The following is an 18760-nucleotide window of genomic DNA, read 5'->3' on the forward strand; positions in this document are numbered from 1 at the left end:
TTTTTCCGATGCCCATTCGATCATGTGGTTTCGATCATGGCGTTGGTGTTGTGTCCCGGCCGTTTCGGCGGCTTTATCGTCATGATCGACTACTCTGTGCCTGGTTTCCTCTCCTGCCGCACCAGGACAGGCAGGGATATGAATCCCGGAGGTCGCCATGCCGACCAGAACGCGCCTATCACGGCCGGGTGGGCGCGGCAGAGTAGGCGCGGTGGGAAAGGGACGGGGCGATCATGTCAGGGGCTTGACCCAACGGGCCCATTGGGGCTGGGCGGTGTAGCCTGCTGCGCCCCAGGCCCGATGGGCCAGCTCGTTGTCGTGGAGCACCATCGCATCGGCCCTGAACGCTCCGAATGTAAGAGACTCCGTAGGTGCGGCCGGGGGTCGGGTGCGCCTGGTCGAGTCCGCGAGGGGCCGGGCCGTACGCCCGCGGGAATGCGGGGCTCTGGGAAGTACGGCGGGAGAGGTTGGCGCGGGGGCGGGTGGGTGCGGAGGCCGGCGTAAGACCGTGCCAGAGACCACTGCGCCCGCGAAGGGCCGCGAACGCGGCCTCACCAGACCGCGACTATCACGGCCGGCCGGAGTACCCGCCCGACACCGTGCCCACGGACAGTTTCACCGCGCTTACGGACACCTGCCCTCAGCGTCTACGGGCGCAAGGTGGGGGCAAGGCCAGCGTCGTGTCTGGGGTGTGGCGACGGCTGGCCCTGTCCGTGCGGCAGTCGACATCGCGCCTGTGGGCATACATCCGGTTCTATGCCATGACTATGAGCGGCGGCAGGCGTCGTGTCTGTGCGGGATCCGCGTCGTAGGGGGTCTGTGTCGGCGGCGACAGGGTCTGTGTCGCTGTGGTCTGTGTCGCTGTGGTGGGGTCGACTCTGGACGGTGTCGTGTCTGTGGACGGTCGGCGCTGTGTCTGCAGACGGGTGGCTGGCCATGGGGCCCGCAGCATCGAGCGGGCACCACGGGCGGGCGGCGCGCGGGAGGTCGTTTATGGCAGTTCCGCCGGGGTAGACGGCGGGCGGGTTAGTCTTGAAGAGTCAAGCAATCCACGATGTAGACCCACATACTCGACCTCTATATTCTCCAGCCAAAATCAATTAAATGATCGGGCGTGTCGCCGGGGTTCCGCTGAATCGTCAGTTACCGTCCCACGTATCGGGACAACCCGGAAAAGGACAAGCCGGAAAAGGACATGCCGATGGGGGCAGTGCGCAAGGTGGCGAGCTACCTTGGCCTGGGCGCGGTGGAGCAGTATGACGAGGCCTACGGCGACGACGATTACGGGGATGATGAGTGGATGCCGGCGTCCGAGCGGGCGGCCAGGCGCTGGCAACCTTCGGGGGAGCCCGCACGGATCGTCATGGTCCGGCCGCAGAAATACGACGATGCTCTGACAATAGGGCGGCATTTCCGTGAGGGGCATACGGTCGTGATGGACGTCGTCAGTATGTCGACGACAGAGGCTACCCGGATGGTGGATTTCGCGGCGGGGCTCGCCTATGGCTGCGAGGGCCGGATCGAGCGGATCGCGGACAAGGTGTTCCTGCTCACGCCCGCCAGTGTCGAGGTTTCGACAGCCTGACACCAACCCACAGTGGCTGAACTGACCAGCCCCGCTGGCGCCCGTCATCAGTCACCTGCCGCGCGTCATCAGTCGCCTGCCGGCCCGTCCCAGCGCCTGCCGGCCGGTCATGAGTCACCTGCCCCGTCATGAGTCACGCGTCCGCTCGGCGACCCATCGACCGCCAATAGCTCCGTTGCGCGGAAGGCCCTGGGCTCAGTCCGGGCCGTTACGCGGCGCGGGGGCCGCGGCGGAGGGCGCGGGTGAGTTCGGTCAGGTCCTCGGCGGCGGCGTCCGCCCGCTGGCCCGATTCCTCGACGTACTGGCGGAAGGCCGCGACGGCCTTGTCGGCCAGGTCGGACAGTTGACCGGCCCGGGCCTGGACGTGCTGGAGGTCGGCCTGCTCCCGGGCCCGTTGGCGCCAGATGAGATAGCCGCTGTACAGGCCGAGGGCCAGACCCGCGAGGGCGAGCAGCGGCGAAATGACGAAACCGGCGACGAAGACGACTCCCGCCAGGCCGGCCAGCGTGTATCCCGGCCATTGGGGGCGCTGCTTGGGCACGCAGTCGGTCACTATCTTCAGCTCGGCCGCGGCGATCGAGTCGTGGTCCGGACCGTCCGTCCGTAGCGTGACGGGGTGGCCGAGGATCGGCACGGTTACGGACTCGGGCGGCGGCGCCTGGACGGTCTCCACGAGGGACTCGGCGGCCGCTTTCACGGCCGGCGCCGCCACGTGGAGGGCGAGCGCCGCGAGGTGCGGGTCGGCGCCGGGCCGTACGTCCTGGAGGAGGTGTCCGCTGAGCGAGCTCAGCGGGCCTTCGGGCCCGCCTTGGCCGATGAGGGCGCGGAGCACCGCCAGCGGCTCGTCGTCGGGCCAGACCGTCGCGGTTTCGACCTTTGACACCTCGGCGGGCTTGGGCGCGGACGTGATCTCGGCGCATCGCTCGCGGAGCAGGCGGAGCCGGGCGGCGGCCTGAGCGGTTTTGGCGATCTCCGGCACGGCGGCGAGGTCCGGAAACCCGTCAAGCGACGGAGGCACGACCGCGGCGACCTCCGCTCCGTGAGCCGCTGCTCCGTGAGCCGCCGCCCCGTGAGCCGTCGCGGTGGCTTCTTCCGGCACGAGGGCTTTGAGCCAAAGCTCGTCCTCTGGCGGCACGGCTACCGCGTCCAGCTTCCGCAGTACGAAGATCTTGCCGACCGGGCCGTACGCCCCTCGGGCCGCGGCCAGCCACAGGGCTCGCTGTCCGGTGGTGACGGGGCGGTCGTCCGCGAGCTCGCCGAAGGCGGTGCCGAGCCAGGATGCGTGGATCCGGTCGCCTTGGCCGCAGACGGCCAGTGCGAGGCACAGGAAGAGAGCGGTGCGCCGCCCGTCGAGCTGGGTGGCGAGGGCCACCGACTCCTGGGCGTCCTTGCCGGACATGGTCAGCACCAGGGCCTCGACAGCGGGGGCGAGCCAGTAGCCCGGCACGTCGGTGACGCCCGGGGGGATGTCGGGCGCGCTTCCGTCGGCCGCGAGGTGCACGAGGAGCGCCTGCGCGTAGCGGTGCAGCTCGGTCGCGTCGGCCAGACCTCCCGGGTCCGGGCTCGTGGTCAGGTCCATGCTCACGCGAAAACGCTCCCCGAGGGATTGGCAGGCACTCCCTTGACCGCGCCAGACTAGACGCCTGACGTGGGCGGGAGGGAACAGGCGCGCCGAGCGGGGCCGCAGAGTTGGCCCCGCTCGGGCGTGGGTGTTACGTCGTGTCCGAAAATATCCCTACATGCGCTCGGGAACCTCGATGCCGAGCAGGTCGAGCCCCTGGAGCAGCACGCGGAGGGAGAGCGCCGAAAGGGCGAGGCGGGACGAGCGCACCGGCTCCTCCGCCTTGAGCACCGGGCAGCTCTCGTAGAACGAGGTGAACGCCTGAGCGAGGTCGAACAGGTAGTTGCAGAGCCGGTGGGGCTCCGAAACCTCGGCCACGGTCTCGACGATCGCGCCGAATCCGAGGAGCTGCAGCGCCAGCGCCCTTTCGGCCGGCTCTCCGAGCGTGATCGGGCCGTCGACGGTCGCGGGGTCAATCGAGCCGTTTCGGAAGATCGACCGGATCCGGGCCGTGGCGTACTGAAGGTACGGCCCGGTGTTGCCGGTGAGGGCGAGCATGCGGTCGAAGTCGAAGACGTACTCGCTGTCGTGGCTGACCGACAGGTCGGCGTACTTCACCGCGCCGATGCCGACCTGGCGGGCGATCTCCCTGCGCACGGTGGGGTCGTAGCCGCGCTCGGCGATGACGGCCTCGGCCCGGATGACCGCCTCTTCGAGCAGCTCGGTGAGCTTGATCGACTCGCCGCTCCGAGTTTTGAACATCTTGCCGTCGCTGCCGAGGACGCTGCCGATCTGGACGTGTTCGGCGTTGACGTCGTCGTGGAGCCAGCCCGCCATGCGCGCCGCGGCGAAGACCATCTGGAAGTGCAGCGACTGCGTGGCGCCGACGACATAGAGGATGCGGTCGGCCTTGAGGTCGCGCACCCGGTAGCGGATGGCGGCCAGGTCCGTGGTGGCGTAGCCGTACCCGCCGTCGCTCTTGCGGATGATGAGCGGCAGGGGAAGGTCGTCGCGGCCGGTGAAGCCGGGCGGGAAGACGCAGAGCGCGCCCTCGCTGATCTCGGCGACGCCGGCGTGCTCCAGCTCGTCGCACACGTCGGCGAGCATCGGGTTGTACATGCTCTCGCCCGCGATGTCCGCGTCGCCGAGCGTCACTCCGAGCATGTCGTAGACGTGGTTGAAGTAGCGCTTGGTGTATTCGATGAACTCGTGCCACAGCCGGAGGGTGTCGGGGTCGCCGCCCTGCAGCAGCGGCACCCTCCGGCGGGACCGCTCCTCGAACTCGGCGTCGCCGTCGAACTTGCGCCGCGCCTCCTGATAGAAGGCGTTGCCGTCGCCGGCGGCGAGCCTGCTCAGCGCCTCCTCCTCGCCTACGTCGATCAGGTGCTCGATGAGCATGCCGAACGGCGTGCCCCAGTCGCCGAGGTGGTTCTGCCGGATGACCCGGTTGCCGACATGCTCGTGGGTGCGGGTGAGGGTGTCTCCGACGATCGTCGTCCGGAGATGCCCGACATGCATCTCCTTGGCGGCGTTCGGCGCCGAGTAGTCGATCACGACGGTCTTGGCCGGAGGCTGTGGCACGCCCAGCCGCTCGTCCCCGAGCTGCCGGACGGCCTGCTCGGCGATCCACCCGTCGCTCAGGGTCAGGTTGAGGAACCCGGGCCCGCTGATCTCGACGGAGATGTCAGTCTGTTCCAGGGCGTTCACAATGGCCTCGGCGACCTCCCGCGGCGCACGTCGGAGCCGCTTGGCCAGGCTGAGCGCGACGTTCGCCTGATAGTCGGCGAACTGGGAGGGCCTGATCAGCGGATCTTCGGTGGCGTACTCCTGGCCGAAGGCGGTGCCCAGCGCCTGCTGGACCCGCTCGGCGAGCACGAGCTGCGGGTCGGTCATGCCCCCAAGCTTATCGGCGGCCCAATCGCGCTCGTCGTTCCATTAAGTCGTCCCTCCCCAGGTCGCCTGATGTTTCCTCACCAAGAGGGGGGATTCGCACCATGCGGGGGATTACCACAGGCGGTGTGACTTGGGCGTGGAGGCGATCCGCTCGCCGATCCGGGTGACGATCCCCTGGGCGGCGAGACGCGCGGCCAGCTCACACGCCGCCGCGATGCCCTTCGCCTTGGAGGACCCGTGCGCGATGACCACGGTCCCGTTCAGGCCGAGCAGTACGGCGCCGCCGTGGGCCTCGGGGTCGAGCCGGTCGGACAGCTCCCTGAGCCTGGCCCGCTGGAGCAGGCCGCCGATCCGCGCGACGCGGCTCTCCCCGATCGTCTCCCTCAGCTGGCCGAAGGCGTACCGCACGCTGCCCTCCAGCGTCTTCAGCGCGACGTTGCCGGTGAAGCCGTCGGTGACGACCACGTCGACCTTTCCGGCCAGCAGGTCGTGGCCCTCGACGTTGCCGGTGAAGTCGATGCCCGGGGTGGCGACGAGCAGTTCGTGGGCCCGTTTGGCGAGCTTGTTGCCCTTCTCCGCCTCGGCGCCGATGGTCAGCAGCCCGACGCGGGGGCTCCTGAGGTCGAGCGCGGCCTCGGCGTAGGCCACGCCGAGGTGGGCGAACTGCACCAGCATCTCCGGCTTGGCGTCGGCGGTGGCTCCGGCGTCCAGCAGCACGGTGGGGGTAGGCCGGGTCGGGAGGGCGACGGCGATCGCGGGGCGGACGACCCCCTGCTGCCCGCGCAGGCGGAGCCGCCCGGTGGCCACGATCCCGGCGGTGGACCCGGCGGAGACGACGGACGCCGCGTCGCCGCGCCGTACGAGATGGCAGGCGATGGCGATGCTCGAACGCGGGCGGCGCAGGCTGGCCAGGGCGCCCTCGTCCATCGCGAGGGCCTCCTCGGCGCGCACGATCGGAATCTCGGAGACGGCGTCGTGTTCGGAGAGCGCCTGATGAAGCAGCCGCGGCTGGCCCACCAGGACGACGGGGATCCCTCGCTCCCGCACCGCCTGAACGGCTCCCGCGACGATCTCGCCGGGCGCGTTGTCACCACCCATGGCGTCGAGGGCCACGGGCGCCACACGGCCTCCGGATTGCATGCCCGAATCGTAGGCCCTCAGGGATACGCCTCCCGGTAGACCACGATCTTGCCGAACGTGGCCTTTCCGGTCACCCGGATCAGCGGGCCGTCTCCTTCCTTCTTGCCGCCCGACACCGCGCGCTTGGAGAACAGGGCGATGCCCTCGTCGACGACGTGGGCGTTGTGAGGCACGGTCACGATGAGTTTGCCGCAGAAGGAGTTGAGCTCCAGCGTGACCTCGCGGCCGGGGATGACGGCGTCGGTCAGGTCGACGATCAGCGCGCCGAAGGTGGATCGCAACTCGGTGTGGCGTCCGGCCACCCAGCGCCCTCCACGGATGACCTTGCTGAAGACGGCGGCGACCTCCTGCTTCTCGGCGGAAGGCAGGGACGTGGGGCCGGAGATCTGGGGCAGGTCCCTGGTCAGGGGCACCAGATCGCCCATGGTGACGGCGGCGTAGGCCGCGTCGAGCCTGTCGGCGTGCTCCGTGCTGGTCAGGCGGCCGGTCGCCAGCGCTTCGCCGAGGACGGCGGCGACCCGGTCGCGGTCCGCGTCGGAGGCGCGCTGCGCGGGGTCGTCGCCGGCGTAGGGGGTCAAGGAAGTCACAGTCTCAGCGTAGCTCTTATCGAGATATGTCGCGATACTTGCGATAGTCCCGCACTTCCACCTCCGAGCGCCCGTTCCGACGATCTCGTACGGCAGGGCGAGGCGATGCCCGTGGCCCGGATCTGGGCCGGGGCGCGCCGCGCGTTCTAAAAGCCAGCGGAAAATCTCGCCTCCAAGCCTGGGCGGCATGTTTACCGTGGCTTTCTCCGGCGCCGGGTATGGCCTGACCGCTGGGTGGTCGCGAGCCATCCGATATCCGGACTTTCCTGATCCTTGCCCTGGTCGCGGCCCCGGTCGAGCGCACATTCCCCGGCTCTCGAAGGGTGATAGAAATGCGGTCGTCTTTGTCGGCGCGCCCGCCGACGCACGGGGGTTCTTGGGTTCGTCATTCCCACTCTCGTGAAAAGGAATATGAACCGGGGGCAATAAATGAAACGAGTCGTTAGGGCAGCCGTCGTCGCCGTAACGGTCGGCATCGCGGGCATGATGGCCGCTCCGGCCCATGCCGACGCCTGCAACCAGGTGTGCGACTCTCGCATCACGGCGGTCGCCACGCTGCTGGCCGATCTCCAGAACGACACGGTCGGCGGGGCCACCGCGGGAGCCACGGCACAGGCGACGGCCGTCGTGGCTGCGGCGGTGAACGTGACCGCCGCAATCAGGGCCGACCTCGTGGCCGTGGCCGACATCGCGGGCACCACCACCGCCGGTCTCTCCGCCCAGGCGAACGCCCAGCTCGCCGCCGCGGCGAACCTGGCCGCCAGCATCACCGCCACGGCCACCGCCAACCTCACCGCCAACGTGGTGGCGACGCTGGAGGCCCACCTCGTCGCGGTCCTCAACGCGACCGCCAACGTCAACGCCAACATCAACGCGGTCGTGGCGGCCAAGGCCGACGCGGCTGCCGCAGCCGTCGCCCAGGTCGGCAAGCCGGCCGTCGCGGTCACGGGCCAGGCGGCCGGGGCCGTCCAGGCCGCGGCTCCCATCGCGGCCACGGCGGTCGGAGCGGTCAACCTGAACGCCGCCGCGAATGTCACGGCGCTGCTCAACCTCAACGCCGCCGTGGCGGCGACCGGCAACATCGCCGGGGGCCTGCTGGTGCTGGTCCCGTGCGAGACCCCGGCCACCAGCGTGAAGAACTCGGTCCAGAGCAAGGCCGCGGAGACCACGAGCCAGGTGAACAGCGACGTCAAGAACACGGTGACGGACGTGAAGCAGGAGACCACCCCTCCGGCCGCCACCGCCACCGCGGTCGCCGCCACCACGGCGTCCCTGACCGCCTCGGCGACCGCCGCGGTGGACGCGCAGGCCTCGACCGCGGTGACCGCCGTCCCGGCGACCGTCACCGGCTCGCTGCCGCAGGGCAGCGGGACCGCCCTGGCGAACACCGGCAGCTGACCTTCTCCGTTGCCGCGAGACGAGTACGGCCGGCGTCCCCACGCAGGGGGCGCCGGCCGTACTTTCGGGGTATCAGGTCATCGCGCTCATGTCGCCGGGACGCGCAGGCAGGTGCGCCGGGCGATCTGGGCCTGGAGCCGGGCCATCTGCCAGTGCAGGTCGATCAGCTGCTCGGTGAGCGTCCCCACCGGCAGCTCTGAGGGATCTTCGGCGGCCAAATAGTCGATCGCCGTCGCCAGCTCGCTCATCCCCGCCCCTTACCTAGCTCGAATCTCCGTTCGAATCATAGTGGAACGGCGGGCGCTTTGGCATCAGGTTTCGTACACAGGTGCGATGTAGCCGCGGGCGAGCGTGTTCGCCGTGATGTTGAAGCCGACCACCGCCGGAGGGGTGTCGGACTCCAGGCCCAGCGTCTCCACGCCGAGGGCGTGGACGGCGAAGATGTACCGGTGCGGGTGCCCGGGCGGCGGCGCGGCCCCGTCGTACTGCTTGGCGTTGAAGTCGTTGCGGGCGTGCCTGGCCCCTGCGGGGAGCCCCTTGAACTCGGGTGCGGTGCCCGCTCCGGTCGGAAGCTCGGACACGCCGGCCGGGATGTCGAACAGGACCCAGTGCCAGAAACCGCTCCCCGTGGGCGCGTCCGGGTCGAAGCATGTCACGGCGTAGCTTTTCGTTCCCTCGGGGGCGCCGGACCAGCGCAGGTGGGGGGAGAGGTTCTGTCCGGTCATCCCCCAGCCGTTGTAGACCTGGGCCTCGGGCTTGCGCTCGCCGTGGCGGATGTCGTCGCTCTCGACGGTGAGCTCGGCCACCTCGGGCAGGTGGTCGTATGGGATCGGTGCCGGCGTCGGCATGGTTCAGCCCTCCAATGAACGGTCAGGCCTTGTTGTAGGCCTCCAGGACCTCTTGTGGGTCGCCTTCCATCTTGATCTTGCCCTTGTGCAGCCAGATCACGCGGTTGCAGGTCTCCTCGATCACGTCGAGGTTGTGGGCGACCAGGAAGACGGTGCCGGCGGACTCGCGCATCTCCATGATGCGATCCTGGCTCTTGCGCTTGAAGTCGCGGTCACCGGTGGCGAGGGCCTCGTCGATGAGCAGGACGTCATGTGTCTTGGCGGAGGAGATCGCGAACCGGAGCCGGGCGCCCATGCCGGAGGAGTACGTGGACATGGGGAACTGGACGAACTCCCCGATGCCGGAGAAGTCCACGATGTCGTCGTACTTCTCACGCACCTCGGCGGGCGACATGCCCATGGCGTAGCAGCCGAGCACGATGTTGCGCTCGCCGGTGAGCTCCTTCATCAGGGCCGCGTTGACGCCCAGGAGCGACGGCTGGCCGTTGGTGTAGACGGCGCCCTTGTGCGGCGGCAGCAGGCCCGCGATGGCCCTCAGCAGCGTCGACTTGCCCGAGCCGTTGCGGCCGATGATGCCGATGGCCTCGCCGTGGTGCGCGACGAAGGAGACGCCCCGGACGGCGTGGACCTCCTTCATCTGCGGGCGGCCCTGGCGGCGGAGGACGCGCATGAGCGCGTTGGCCGCGTTGCCCTTCTCGGCCTCGCTGGCCGCGCCGTACACCTTGTACATGATGTGCAGGTCGTCGACGATCACTGTCGGCGTTCCGACGGCCACTTTCGGCCGCTCCTCGCTCAGGGACTCCTGCGTCAGTTCAGCCACGGCCGTACCTCTCCTCGGCGCGCCAGAAATACCAGAAGCCGATGATCAGCGCGAACACCGCCCAGAAGAGGCAGGTGGTCCATGCCCAGCGTTCGGGGAACCGCTGGTAGATCAGGAGATCGCGCATGAACTCGATGTACGCGGCGGCGGGGTTGAACTCCAGAGCCCACCGGAGGAGGTCCGGCAGGTTCCTCGTCTTGTCGTTGATGCTGTAGAAGACGCCGGAGGCGTACAGCCAGGTGCGCAGGATGAACGGCAGCAACTGGTTCATGTCGCGGACGAAGGCGCCGATGCGGGCCATGAAGAGGCTAACCCCGATGTTGAACACCATCTGCATGAGCAGCGAGACGGGGATGAGCAGCCAGAGCCAGGTGATCGGCTCCCCGGTGACCAGCACGAGGACGATGAGCACGCCCATCGACCAGCCGAGGAGCTGAAGCTCCTGGATCGCGTAGGCCAGCGGGAGCGCGGCGCGCGGAAAGTGGAGCGCGCGGATGAGCGAGAGGTTCGCGGAGATGGACTTGGCCCCGCCCGTCACCGTCCGCTGGGTGAAGGTGAAGACCATGACCCCGGTGATGAGGAACGCGGGGTAGTTCTCGATGCGCTTGCTCTGGGCCAGGATGACGCCGAACATCAGCCAGTAGACGGCCGCGTTGAGCAGTGGGGTCAGCACCTGCCAGAGCTGCCCGAGGGCCGACTCCGAGTACTTCGAGACGTTTCTCGAGGTGGCGTACGTAAGAATGAAGTGCCGCCGGTCCCACAGTTGGCGCAGGTAGGCGGGCAGGCTGGGGCGTGCGATCGCACGACGCAGTCCGTAACGCTCGGCGAGCGCGGCCAGCGATTCCGGGGCTCGGCCGCCCGCCTGGGCGTCCGCGACAGCGGATTCCGGCTGGCTCATGGCAAGGACTCTATTGGATGGTGGTTGATGAGGAGCCTGCGATGGGGGTCTGTGGGCTTCTCGCTGGGGTCGGATACGGCTGTCGGGCCGGCCTCGAATCTGGCTCGACTGCGACTTTGGTCAAAGGTAGCCCAGGACATCGTGGTATGGGGACAACGGCACGGGGCTTATAGCGGCTGCTTGAGTATGCGAAGCAGGTCTCATGGTAGATGTACCCTTATGTGGGCTTTGCGCCCTAGTTAGGCATTTGGGGCTCGCGCGGTCGATTGCGTGTGACGCCCCACTGACGCACGTGTGACCGAACTGCAACGCGCCAGAGACGTGTCTGGTGCGCAGCGTGAGGGATGCTCGCGGACGACTGGCAGGGCGTCAGCTGGTTTGACCATGTCCGGAAAACCCGGGACCTTACCAGCGGGAACGCCCATCCTTAGAGGGAGGACCAATCCACTATGCGCGTGACTAAGGGCGCGAAGATTGCCGCCGGCTCCGCGCTGCTTGCGCTGGGTGTCGCCGCGTGCGGCGGCGGCGGCGGTTCGAGCAGCGGTGGCGGCAGCGGTAACCCCCGCGCGGCCACTGGCACCGTGTACATCCGCGGTTGTGAGCCCCAGACCGGCTTCGTCCCCGGAAACATCAACGAGACCTGCGGCGGCACGATCAACGACTTCGTGTACAGCAAGCTCGTGAAGTACAACTCCGACACGGCCGCCCCCGAGCTCGACCAGGCCGCCTCGATCGACACGACCGACAACAAGGTTTGGACGATCAAGCTCAAGCCCGGTCTCAAGTGGACCGACGGCACTCCGGTCACCGCGAAGAACTACGTCGACGCCTGGAACTACACCGCGTACTCGCCGAACGCGCAGCTCGGCGCCTCGTGGTTCGCGGACATCGTGGGCTTCGACAAGGTCAACACGGCCGACCCCGACGGTCCCGACGGGCCGAAGGAGGCCCCGAAGCCGGAGACGGACAAGCTGTCGGGTCTCGAGGTCGTCGACGACCTCACCTTCAAGGTGACGCTGACCGCCCCCGTCGCCGTGTTCCGCACCAAGCTGGGCTACTCCACCTTCGGCGCGCTGCCCGAGGCATTCTTCAAGGACCCGAAGGGATTCGCGTCCAACCCGATCACCAACGGCCCCTTCAAGTTCGTGAAGTGGGACCACAACTCGCAGATCGTGGTCGCCGCGAACCCCGACTACGCGGGCGCGGAGAAGCCGAAGGTCAAGCAGATCGTCTACAAGATGTACAAGGACGACGACGCGGCCTACGCGGACCTCCTGTCCAACAACCTCGACTTCACCGAACTCGTCCCGCCGTCGGCGCTGGCCGGCGACAAGTGGAAGAGCGACCTGGGCGACCGGGCCATCGAGGGCAAGCAGGGCACCATCCAGACCCTGTCCTTCCCGCTCTACGACAAGGAGTTCGGCGGCAACGCGGACTTCCGCAAGGCGATCTCCCTGGCGATCGACCGGAAGACGATCACCGACAAGATCTTCAACAAGGGCCGCGTCCCGCTCGACAGCTGGACCTCCCCGATCGTGGACGGCTACAAGGCCGGCCAGTGCGGCGAGTTCTGCGCCTACGACCCGGCCAAGGCCAAGGAGTTCCTCACCAAGGCGAAGTCCGAGGGCTACACCCCGCCGAAGGAGTTCCCGATCTGGTACAACGGCGACTCCGCGCACAAGGAGTGGGTGGACGCCGCGGCCAACAGCATCAACCAGGCCCTGGGCGCCGACGCCGGGTTCACCGTCGTGGGCAAGGCCATGCCGACGTTCGACGAGTTCCGCAGCACCATCACGGAGCACAAGATCAAGGGCGCGTTCCGCACCGGCTGGCAGATGGACTACCCGCACATCGAGGACTTCCTGAACCCGCTGGTGAAGACCGGCGCGTCCTCGAACGACGGGCTATACAGCAACAAGGACCTGGACGCGAAGCTCCACGAAGCGGACACCGCGACGGATCCTGCTCAGTCCATCGCGCTCTACCAGCAGGCCGAGGCTATCCTGGCGCAGGACCTGCCGACCATCCCGCTGTGGTCGTACGGCCTGCAGGCCGGGACCTCGAAGTGGGTGACCGGGGTGAAGGTCACGCCGTTCGGCGTCCTTGACCCGCTGTCCATCGCGATCAAGGAAGCCTGAGCCTCCACCCCGTAAGCGCGCTGTCGAGGCCGGTCCGCGACCGGGGCCGGCCTTGACGGCTGTCCATCCACGCCCGCCAGACTGGAGGTGCACATGGGCCGATACACGATCCGGCGCCTGTTGCAACTCATACCCGTGCTGCTCGGCACGACCTTCCTCATCAACTACATGGTGTGGCAGCTCCCGGGCGACCCCTTCGCCGGCCGGTGCGGGCAGCGACCCTGTCCCGACGCCTACGTCAACGCCATGAGGGCTCAGTTCGGCCTCGACCAGCCGGTCCTCGTGCAGTACTGGAACTTCCTGAAGAACATGCTCACCGGCAACCTGGGCGTGGACTTCAACCAGGTCCCCGTGGCGACGTCGCTCGCCGACGCGTGGCCCATCACGATCAGGCTGGCGATCCTCGCGGTCGCCATCGAGGCCGTCATCGGCATCGGGGCGGGCGTGCTGTCCGGCCTCAAGCGCGGCGGCGTCATCGACAACGCGGTGACCCTGTCCACGCTGGTCCTGCTGTCTCTTCCGGTCTTCGTCACCGGCTTCCTGCTGCAGTGGCTGCTCGGCGTGCAGCTCCAGATCGTCAACCCCACGGTGTCCGACGAGGCGACGGTGAGCGAGCTGCTCGTCCCCGCCTTCGTGCTGGCCAGCCTCAACATGGCGTTCACCGCCCGGCTGACCCGCACCAGCATCGTGGAGAACCTCCGCGCCGACTACGTCCGCACGGCGATCGCCAAGGGGCTGACCAACCGGCGGGTCGTGGGGGTTCACCTCCTGCGCAACTCCCTGATCCCCGTGCTGACCTTCCTGGGCACCGAGGTGGGCGGGCTGATGGCGGGAGCCATCATCACCGAGGGCATCTTCAACATCCACGGCATCGGCGGCCTGCTGTACCGGGCGATCATCAATCAGGACTTCACGATCGTGGTCCCCGTGGCCGCGCTGCTCGTGCTCGTGTACCTGATCACCAATCTGCTCGTCGACCTCCTCTACGGCGTGCTCGACCCGAGGATCCGTTATGAGTGACCCCACAGTTGCCCAAGACCTGATCCACGGCGGGGACGAGCCCACGGGGGCGGTCACGGTCACCTCGACGGGCCGGCCGCGCAGCCTCTGGCGGGACACCTGGGACATCCTCCGGCACCGCAAGATCTTCTGGGTGTCCCTGGTGATGCTGATCGCGTTCCTGCTGATGGCGGCGTTTCCCTCGCTGTTCACGCACAAGGACCCGAACTACGCCACGTTGGCCCACAGCATGGAGCCGCCGAGCTCGGACGCCTTGTTCGGGTACGACCTGCAGGGGCGGGACGTCTTCGCCCGCACGATCTACGGCGCCCGAGCCTCGATCATCGTCGGCGTGGCGGCCACGCTGCTGACCGTCCTCCTCGGAGGCATCACGGGCGTTCTGGCCGCGTTCTACGCCCGGTGGCTCGACGCGATCATCTCTCGCGTCGGCGAGATCTTCCTGGGCGTGCCGTACGTGCTGGGCGGAATCATCATCCTCGGCACCATCGCGCCGGCGCAGACCAGTCCCAACGAGTTCACGATCATGGCCGTCGTCATCCTCGTCCTCGCGATCCTCGGCTGGCCGATCCTCATGCGCATCGCCCGTTCGGCGGTCATCCAGGCCAAGCACCAGGACTACGTCCAGGCCGCCCGCGCGCTGGGGGCCGGGCCGTTCCGGATCATCTTCAAGCACCTCCTGCCGAACTCGCTGGCGCCGATCCTCGTGTACTCCACCATCACGATCGGCAGCTACATCGGCGCGGAGGCGACGTTCTCGCTCCTCGGCATCGGGCTCCGGCCGCCGGTCATCTCGTGGGGCATCGCGATCGCGGACCACACCCGGTACATCCGGACCGGCGCGCACGCGATGTTCTTCCCCGCGGCGTTCCTGTCCCTGTGCGTGCTGACCTTCGTCATGCTCGGCGAAGCCGTACGTGACGCCCTCGACCCCAAGTTGCGCTGAGGAGGCACAGAAAGTGGTGGAAGTGCTTTCCGAGCCCGTGGGCGGCGGCTCCTACGAGGGGTCGCTCCTCGAGGTGGACGACCTCCACGTCGAGTTCCGCACCCGGGCGGGCGTCGCAAAGGCGGTCAACGGCGTCACCTACAGCGTGGGCGCGGGGGAGACGCTCGCCGTTCTGGGCGAGTCGGGCTCCGGCAAGAGCGTCACGGCCCAGACCATCATGGGCATCCTCGACATGCCTCCGGGGAAGATCACCGGCGGCGAGATCCGCTTCCGCGGGGTCGACCTCCTCAAGCTCCCGGAGGACCAGCGGAGGAAGATCCGCGGCGAGGGCATCTCCATGGTGTTCCAGGACGCGCTGTCCGCGCTGAACCCGGTCTTCCCGGTCGGCTGGCAGATCGCCGAGATGTTCCGCGTCCACCGCGGCGCCTCGCGGTCCGACGCCAAGAAGAAGGCCATCGAGCTGATGGACCGGGTCCGGATCCCGGCCGCCAAGGACCGGGTCAACGACTTCCCGCACCAGTTCTCCGGCGGTATGCGCCAGCGCATCATGATCGCCATGGCGATCGCGCTCGACCCGGAGATCCTCATCGCCGACGAGCCCACGACCGCTCTTGACGTGACCGTGCAGGCCCAGATCATGGGGCTCCTCGCGGATCTCCAGCGCGAGCGCAACATGGGCCTGATCCTCATCACCCACGACCTCGGCGTCGTCGCGGACGTGGCCGACAAGATCGCCGTCATGTACGGCGGGCGCATCGTCGAGAACGCCCCCGTCCACGACCTCTACCGGAGCCCGGCGCATCCGTACTCCAAGGGCCTGCTCGAGTCGATCCCCCGGGTCGACATGAAGGGCCAGGAGCTCTACGCGATCAAGGGCCTGCCCCCCAACCTGCTCGAAATGCCGTCAGGCTGCGCCTTCCACCCCCGTTGCCCGTACCGCCGGGACAACTGCGTGACCGACGTGCCCCCGCTGTACCCGATCAGTGGCACCCGTGGCAGCGCCTGCCACTACTGGAGGGAGGTTCTCGATGACGGCTCCCGCTGAGACGATCCTCGAAGTCCGCGACCTGGTCAAGCACTTCCCTCTGACCCAGGGCATCCTGGTCAAGCGGCAGATCGGCGCCATCAAGGCGGTCGACGGTGTGTCCTTCGACCTCCACCGCGGCGAGACGCTCGGTGTCGTGGGCGAGTCGGGCTGCGGCAAGTCGACGCTGGCCAAGCTGCTGATGGCGCTCGAACGGCCGACGTCGGGCTCCGTGAAGATCAACGGCCGGGAGATCGCCAACGCCAGGGGCGGCGAGCTCAAGCGCATGCGGCGCAACATCCAGATGGTCATGCAGGACCCCTACACCTCGCTGAACCCCCGGATGACGGTCGGCGACATCGTCGGAGAGCCGTTCGAGATCCACACCGACGTCGTCCCGAAGGGCGGCCGCCGCAGGAAGGTGCAGGAACTGCTGGAGGTCGTGGGTCTCAACCCCGACCACATCAACCGCTACCCGCACCAGTTCTCCGGCGGCCAGCGGCAGCGCATCGGCATCGCCCGCGGGCTGGCGCTCCAGCCTGAGATCATCATCTGCGACGAGCCGGTCTCCGCGCTCGACGTGTCGATCCAGGCCCAGGTCATGAACCTGCTGGAGCGGCTGCAGACCGAGTTCAACCTCGCGTACATCTTCATCGCCCACGACCTGTCGGTGGTGCGCCACATCTCCGATCGCGTCGCGGTGATGTATCTCGGCAAGATCGTCGAGATCGGCCGGGACAGCGAGATCTACGAGAGGCCGACCCACCCGTACACCCAGGCCCTGCTCTCCGCCGTACCGGTGCCCAACCCGGAGGGGCGCGAGACCCGGGAGCGGATCATCCTCCAGGGCGACCCGCCCTCACCCGCCAACCCGCCGTCGGGCTGCCACTTCCGCACCCGCTGCTGGAAGGCCCAGGCGATCTGCGCAGAGCAGGAGCCTCTCCTGCAGATCCGGTCGGGCTCCGACCACCCGAGCGCCTGCCACTTCGCGGAAGCCCTCGACGTGGTCAACGCCCAGTAACACAGATGACGGCGGAGCCGTGGCCGGTCAGATAAACCGCCGCCGTGATCATGCGTGTTTCCCGGCCGTGATCATGCAGGGCTCCCGGGGGGTTCGCGGACGTTGGGCTCCCATGGGGCTCCCAGGGTCGTGATCATGCATGGATTCCGCCGTGCGCGGTCTGATCAGTGTCGACACCGTTTGTGATCATGCGGTGTCTGTCCGACGGCGCGCCCTTGTCATGCATGATCACGCTGGGGAAAGGGCCAGGCAGGACGGGGCGTGCGGGAACACGTGCATGATTACGCGGTGCAGAGGACGGCGGAGCCGTGGCCGAACAGGCCCTGGTTCGCGGCCAGCCCGGCCGTGGCTCCGGTGACCTGCCGGGCTCCGGCGGCCCCGCGGAGCTGCCAGGTCAGCTCGCACACCTGCGCGAGCGCCTGGGCCGGGATGGCCTCGCCGAAGGAGGCCAGCCCGCCTGACGGGTTCACCGGCAGGCGGCCGCCGAGGGCGGTCTCGCCGGAGTGGATCAACTTGGCGGCCTCTCCCCGCGGGCACAGGCCGATGTCCTCGTACCAGTCGAGCTCCAGCGCTGTCGAGAGGTCGTAGACCTCGGCCAGTGACAGGTCCTCCGGCCCGAGTCCGGCCTCGGCGTACGCCTCGTGCGCGATGGAGGCCCGGAAATCCCGCTCGGGAGGCGGCACGGAGGCCGAGGAGTCGGTGGCGATGACGGGCAACTCCACCGCGGTGTTCGGGAAGGTGGGCGTGACCGTGGAGACGGCGGCGATCCTGACCGCGCCCGCCATGCCGTGCCTGCGCGCGAACGCCTCCGAGGCGATGACCAGCGCCGCTCCGCCGTCCGAGGTGGCGCAGATGTCCATGAGCCGCAGTGGGTCGGTCACCATGGGGGAGGCGAGCACGTCCGCCGTGGTCACCCGCGACCGGTAGCGGGCGTTGGGGTTGAGCGAGCCCGCGTGGGCGTTCTTGACCTTAACGGCCGCGAAGTCCTCGCCGGTCTCCCCGTAGAGCGCCATCCGCCGCCGCGCGTAGAGGGCGAAGTAGGCCGGATTGGTCGCCCCGAGGAGCCGGAACCGCAGCCAGTCGGGGTCGTCCGGCCGGTCTCCGCCGACGGGGGTGAAGAATCCCTTCGGCGTCGTGTCGGCCCCCACGACCAGTGCGACGTCGCAGAGCCCGGCCAGGACGCGGGCGCGGGCGATGTCGAGGGCCTGGGCGCCGGAGGCACAGGCCGCGTAGCACGAGGCGATCCGCGCGCCCGTCCAGCCGAGCGCCTGGGCAAAGGTCGCGCCGGCGACGAACCCGGGGTAGCCGTTCCTGATGGTGTCCGCGCCGACCAGGAACTGCACGTCGGTCCAGTGCAGCCCCGCGTCCGCCAGGGCGGCCCTGGCGGCGGCCACGCCGTACTCCTGGAAGGGCCTGCCCCACTTGCCCCAGGGGTGCATGCCCGCGCCGAGCACGTAGACGCCGCTCACGAGGTCGCGCCCCACATCCATACCAGCGGCCCGTCGGCGAGGGGGCCGTGGGTGAGCTCCAGGTCCATGCCCACGCGCAGGTCGTCCACCGTGAGCCCGGCGACCTGGCCGAGCACGATGATGCCCTCCTCGGCGAGCTCCACCGCGGCCAGGATCACCGGCTCGTACGGCTCGGCCGCGACGAACGGCGGAGGCGGCGGGTAGCACGCGTTGGTGTACGACCAGACCTTCCCTCGTCGCGAAAGCCGTACGACGTCGAGGTCCGTGCCGCCGCAGCCCGGGTTGCGGCACCAGCCCGCGGCGCATGGGAAGGAGATCGTGCGGCAGGTGGCACAGCGGGTGCCGAGCAGGTAGGTCAGGCCGTCCTCGATGGTGAACCAGCCCTCGATCGCCAGCATGTGCCTACTATGACACA

17 protein-coding genes are annotated in these 18760 nt (G+C 68.6%); 7 read left to right on the forward strand and 10 right to left on the reverse strand.

The genetic code is table 11. From position 1 onward, the window contains the following. Positions 1-1201: 1201 nt before the first annotated feature. Positions 1202-1585, forward strand: a complete 384-nt coding sequence (locus tag N5079_RS34170) for a cell division protein SepF (RefSeq protein WP_261588363.1) — start codon at positions 1202-1204, stop codon at positions 1583-1585. Positions 1586-1793: 208 nt separating this feature from the next. Here N5079_RS34170 and N5079_RS34175 read toward each other — a convergent pair whose 3' ends face one another. The 4 genes from N5079_RS34175 to N5079_RS34190 form a co-directional block, all read right to left on the reverse strand. Beyond that, a complete protein-coding gene (locus N5079_RS34175; RefSeq protein ID WP_261588391.1) occupies positions 1794-3164 on the reverse strand; it encodes a hypothetical protein in 1371 nt (456 codons plus the stop codon). 156 nt (positions 3165-3320) lie between these two features. Then, on the reverse strand, positions 3321-5039 hold the full coding sequence (argS, locus tag N5079_RS34180) for an arginine--tRNA ligase (protein ID WP_261588364.1): 1719 nt from the start codon (positions 5037-5039) through the stop codon (positions 3321-3323). Between the two features lie 111 nt (positions 5040-5150). Beyond that, on the reverse strand, positions 5151-6179 hold the full coding sequence (gene plsX / locus N5079_RS34185) for a phosphate acyltransferase PlsX (RefSeq protein WP_261588365.1): 1029 nt from the start codon (positions 6177-6179) through the stop codon (positions 5151-5153). A 17-nt stretch (positions 6180-6196) separates the two neighbouring features. Next, a complete protein-coding gene (locus N5079_RS34190) occupies positions 6197-6766 on the reverse strand; it encodes a DUF1707 domain-containing protein (protein ID WP_261588366.1) in 570 nt (189 codons plus the stop codon). Positions 6767-7195: 429 nt separating this feature from the next. On the opposite strand from N5079_RS34190, the gene N5079_RS34195 reads away from it, so the two are divergent. Further along, entirely contained in the window at positions 7196-8164 is a 969-nt protein-coding gene (locus N5079_RS34195) for a hypothetical protein (protein WP_261588367.1), read from the forward strand. Positions 8165-8250: 86 nt separating this feature from the next. Here N5079_RS34195 and N5079_RS34200 read toward each other — a convergent pair whose 3' ends face one another. The 4 genes from N5079_RS34200 to N5079_RS34215 form a co-directional block, all read right to left on the reverse strand. Beyond that, entirely contained in the window at positions 8251-8412 is a 162-nt protein-coding gene (locus N5079_RS34200) for a hypothetical protein (protein WP_261588368.1), read from the reverse strand. A gap of 63 nt (positions 8413-8475) precedes the next feature. Then, positions 8476-9012, reverse strand: a complete 537-nt coding sequence (locus tag N5079_RS34205; protein WP_261588369.1) for a YbhB/YbcL family Raf kinase inhibitor-like protein — start codon at positions 9010-9012, stop codon at positions 8476-8478. A gap of 22 nt (positions 9013-9034) precedes the next feature. Next, positions 9035-9832, reverse strand: a complete 798-nt coding sequence (locus N5079_RS34210; protein ID WP_261588370.1) for an ABC transporter ATP-binding protein — start codon at positions 9830-9832, stop codon at positions 9035-9037. Next, the gene (locus N5079_RS34215; RefSeq protein WP_261588371.1) at positions 9825-10730 is read right to left on the reverse strand and encodes an ABC transporter permease; all 906 of its coding nucleotides are present in this window, start codon (positions 10728-10730) and stop codon (positions 9825-9827) included. The genes N5079_RS34210 and N5079_RS34215 overlap by 8 nt, the downstream gene beginning before the upstream one ends. A 455-nt stretch (positions 10731-11185) precedes the next feature. On the opposite strand from N5079_RS34215, the gene N5079_RS34220 reads away from it, so the two are divergent. The 5 genes from N5079_RS34220 (at position 11186) to N5079_RS34240 (ending at position 16876) form a co-directional block, all read left to right on the forward strand. Continuing rightward, complete coding sequence (locus N5079_RS34220; RefSeq protein ID WP_261588372.1) at positions 11186-12868, forward strand: ABC transporter substrate-binding protein; 1683 nt, start codon at positions 11186-11188, stop codon at positions 12866-12868. A 93-nt stretch (positions 12869-12961) separates the two neighbouring features. Continuing rightward, the gene (locus tag N5079_RS34225) at positions 12962-13888 is read left to right on the forward strand and encodes an ABC transporter permease (protein ID WP_261588373.1); all 927 of its coding nucleotides are present in this window, start codon (positions 12962-12964) and stop codon (positions 13886-13888) included. Continuing rightward, positions 13881-14831 (forward strand): ABC transporter permease, encoded by a 951-nt coding sequence (locus N5079_RS34230; RefSeq protein ID WP_261588374.1) that lies wholly within the window; start codon positions 13881-13883, stop codon positions 14829-14831. The genes N5079_RS34225 and N5079_RS34230 overlap by 8 nt, the downstream gene beginning before the upstream one ends. A gap of 13 nt (positions 14832-14844) precedes the next feature. Next, a complete protein-coding gene (locus tag N5079_RS34235; protein ID WP_261588375.1) occupies positions 14845-15876 on the forward strand; it encodes an ABC transporter ATP-binding protein in 1032 nt (343 codons plus the stop codon). Then, on the forward strand, positions 15860-16876 hold the full coding sequence (locus N5079_RS34240) for an ABC transporter ATP-binding protein (RefSeq protein WP_261588376.1): 1017 nt from the start codon (positions 15860-15862) through the stop codon (positions 16874-16876). The genes N5079_RS34235 and N5079_RS34240 overlap by 17 nt, the downstream gene beginning before the upstream one ends. 281 nt (positions 16877-17157) lie before the next feature. Here the strand turns inward: N5079_RS34240 and N5079_RS34245 are convergent, their stop codons facing one another. Both N5079_RS34245 and N5079_RS34250 read right to left on the reverse strand, forming a co-directional pair. After that, entirely contained in the window at positions 17158-18360 is a 1203-nt protein-coding gene (locus N5079_RS34245) for a lipid-transfer protein (RefSeq protein WP_410007856.1), read from the reverse strand. Continuing rightward, entirely contained in the window at positions 18342-18743 is a 402-nt protein-coding gene (locus tag N5079_RS34250; RefSeq protein WP_261588377.1) for a Zn-ribbon domain-containing OB-fold protein, read from the reverse strand. Before N5079_RS34250 ends, N5079_RS34245 begins: the two co-directional genes overlap by 19 nt. Positions 18744-18760 lie beyond the last annotated feature (17 nt).

It is taken from the genome of Planotetraspora sp. A-T 1434 (assembly GCF_025420585.1).
Classification (GTDB): domain Bacteria; phylum Actinomycetota; class Actinomycetes; order Streptosporangiales; family Streptosporangiaceae; genus JAOEGB01.

Coding starts and splice junctions, on each gene's coding strand:
- N5079_RS34250 (WP_261588377.1), bottom strand. CDS start 18,743: ATGCTGGCGATCGAGGGCTGGTTCACCATCGAGGACGGCCTGACCTAC.
- N5079_RS34200 (WP_261588368.1), bottom strand. CDS start 8,412: ATGAGCGAGCTGGCGACGGCGATCGACTATTTGGCCGCCGAAGATCCC.
- N5079_RS34195 (WP_261588367.1), top strand. CDS start 7,196: ATGAAACGAGTCGTTAGGGCAGCCGTCGTCGCCGTAACGGTCGGCATC.
- N5079_RS34240 (WP_261588376.1), top strand. CDS start 15,860: ATGACGGCTCCCGCTGAGACGATCCTCGAAGTCCGCGACCTGGTCAAG.
- N5079_RS34205 (WP_261588369.1), bottom strand. CDS start 9,012: ATGCCGACGCCGGCACCGATCCCATACGACCACCTGCCCGAGGTGGCC.
- N5079_RS34225 (WP_261588373.1), top strand. CDS start 12,962: ATGGGCCGATACACGATCCGGCGCCTGTTGCAACTCATACCCGTGCTG.
- argS (WP_261588364.1), bottom strand. CDS start 5,039: ATGACCGACCCGCAGCTCGTGCTCGCCGAGCGGGTCCAGCAGGCGCTG.
- N5079_RS34230 (WP_261588374.1), top strand. CDS start 13,881: ATGAGTGACCCCACAGTTGCCCAAGACCTGATCCACGGCGGGGACGAG.
- plsX (WP_261588365.1), bottom strand. CDS start 6,179: ATGCAATCCGGAGGCCGTGTGGCGCCCGTGGCCCTCGACGCCATGGGT.
- N5079_RS34215 (WP_261588371.1), bottom strand. CDS start 10,730: ATGAGCCAGCCGGAATCCGCTGTCGCGGACGCCCAGGCGGGCGGCCGA.
- N5079_RS34170 (WP_261588363.1), top strand. CDS start 1,202: ATGGGGGCAGTGCGCAAGGTGGCGAGCTACCTTGGCCTGGGCGCGGTG.
- N5079_RS34175 (WP_261588391.1), bottom strand. CDS start 3,164: ATGGACCTGACCACGAGCCCGGACCCGGGAGGTCTGGCCGACGCGACC.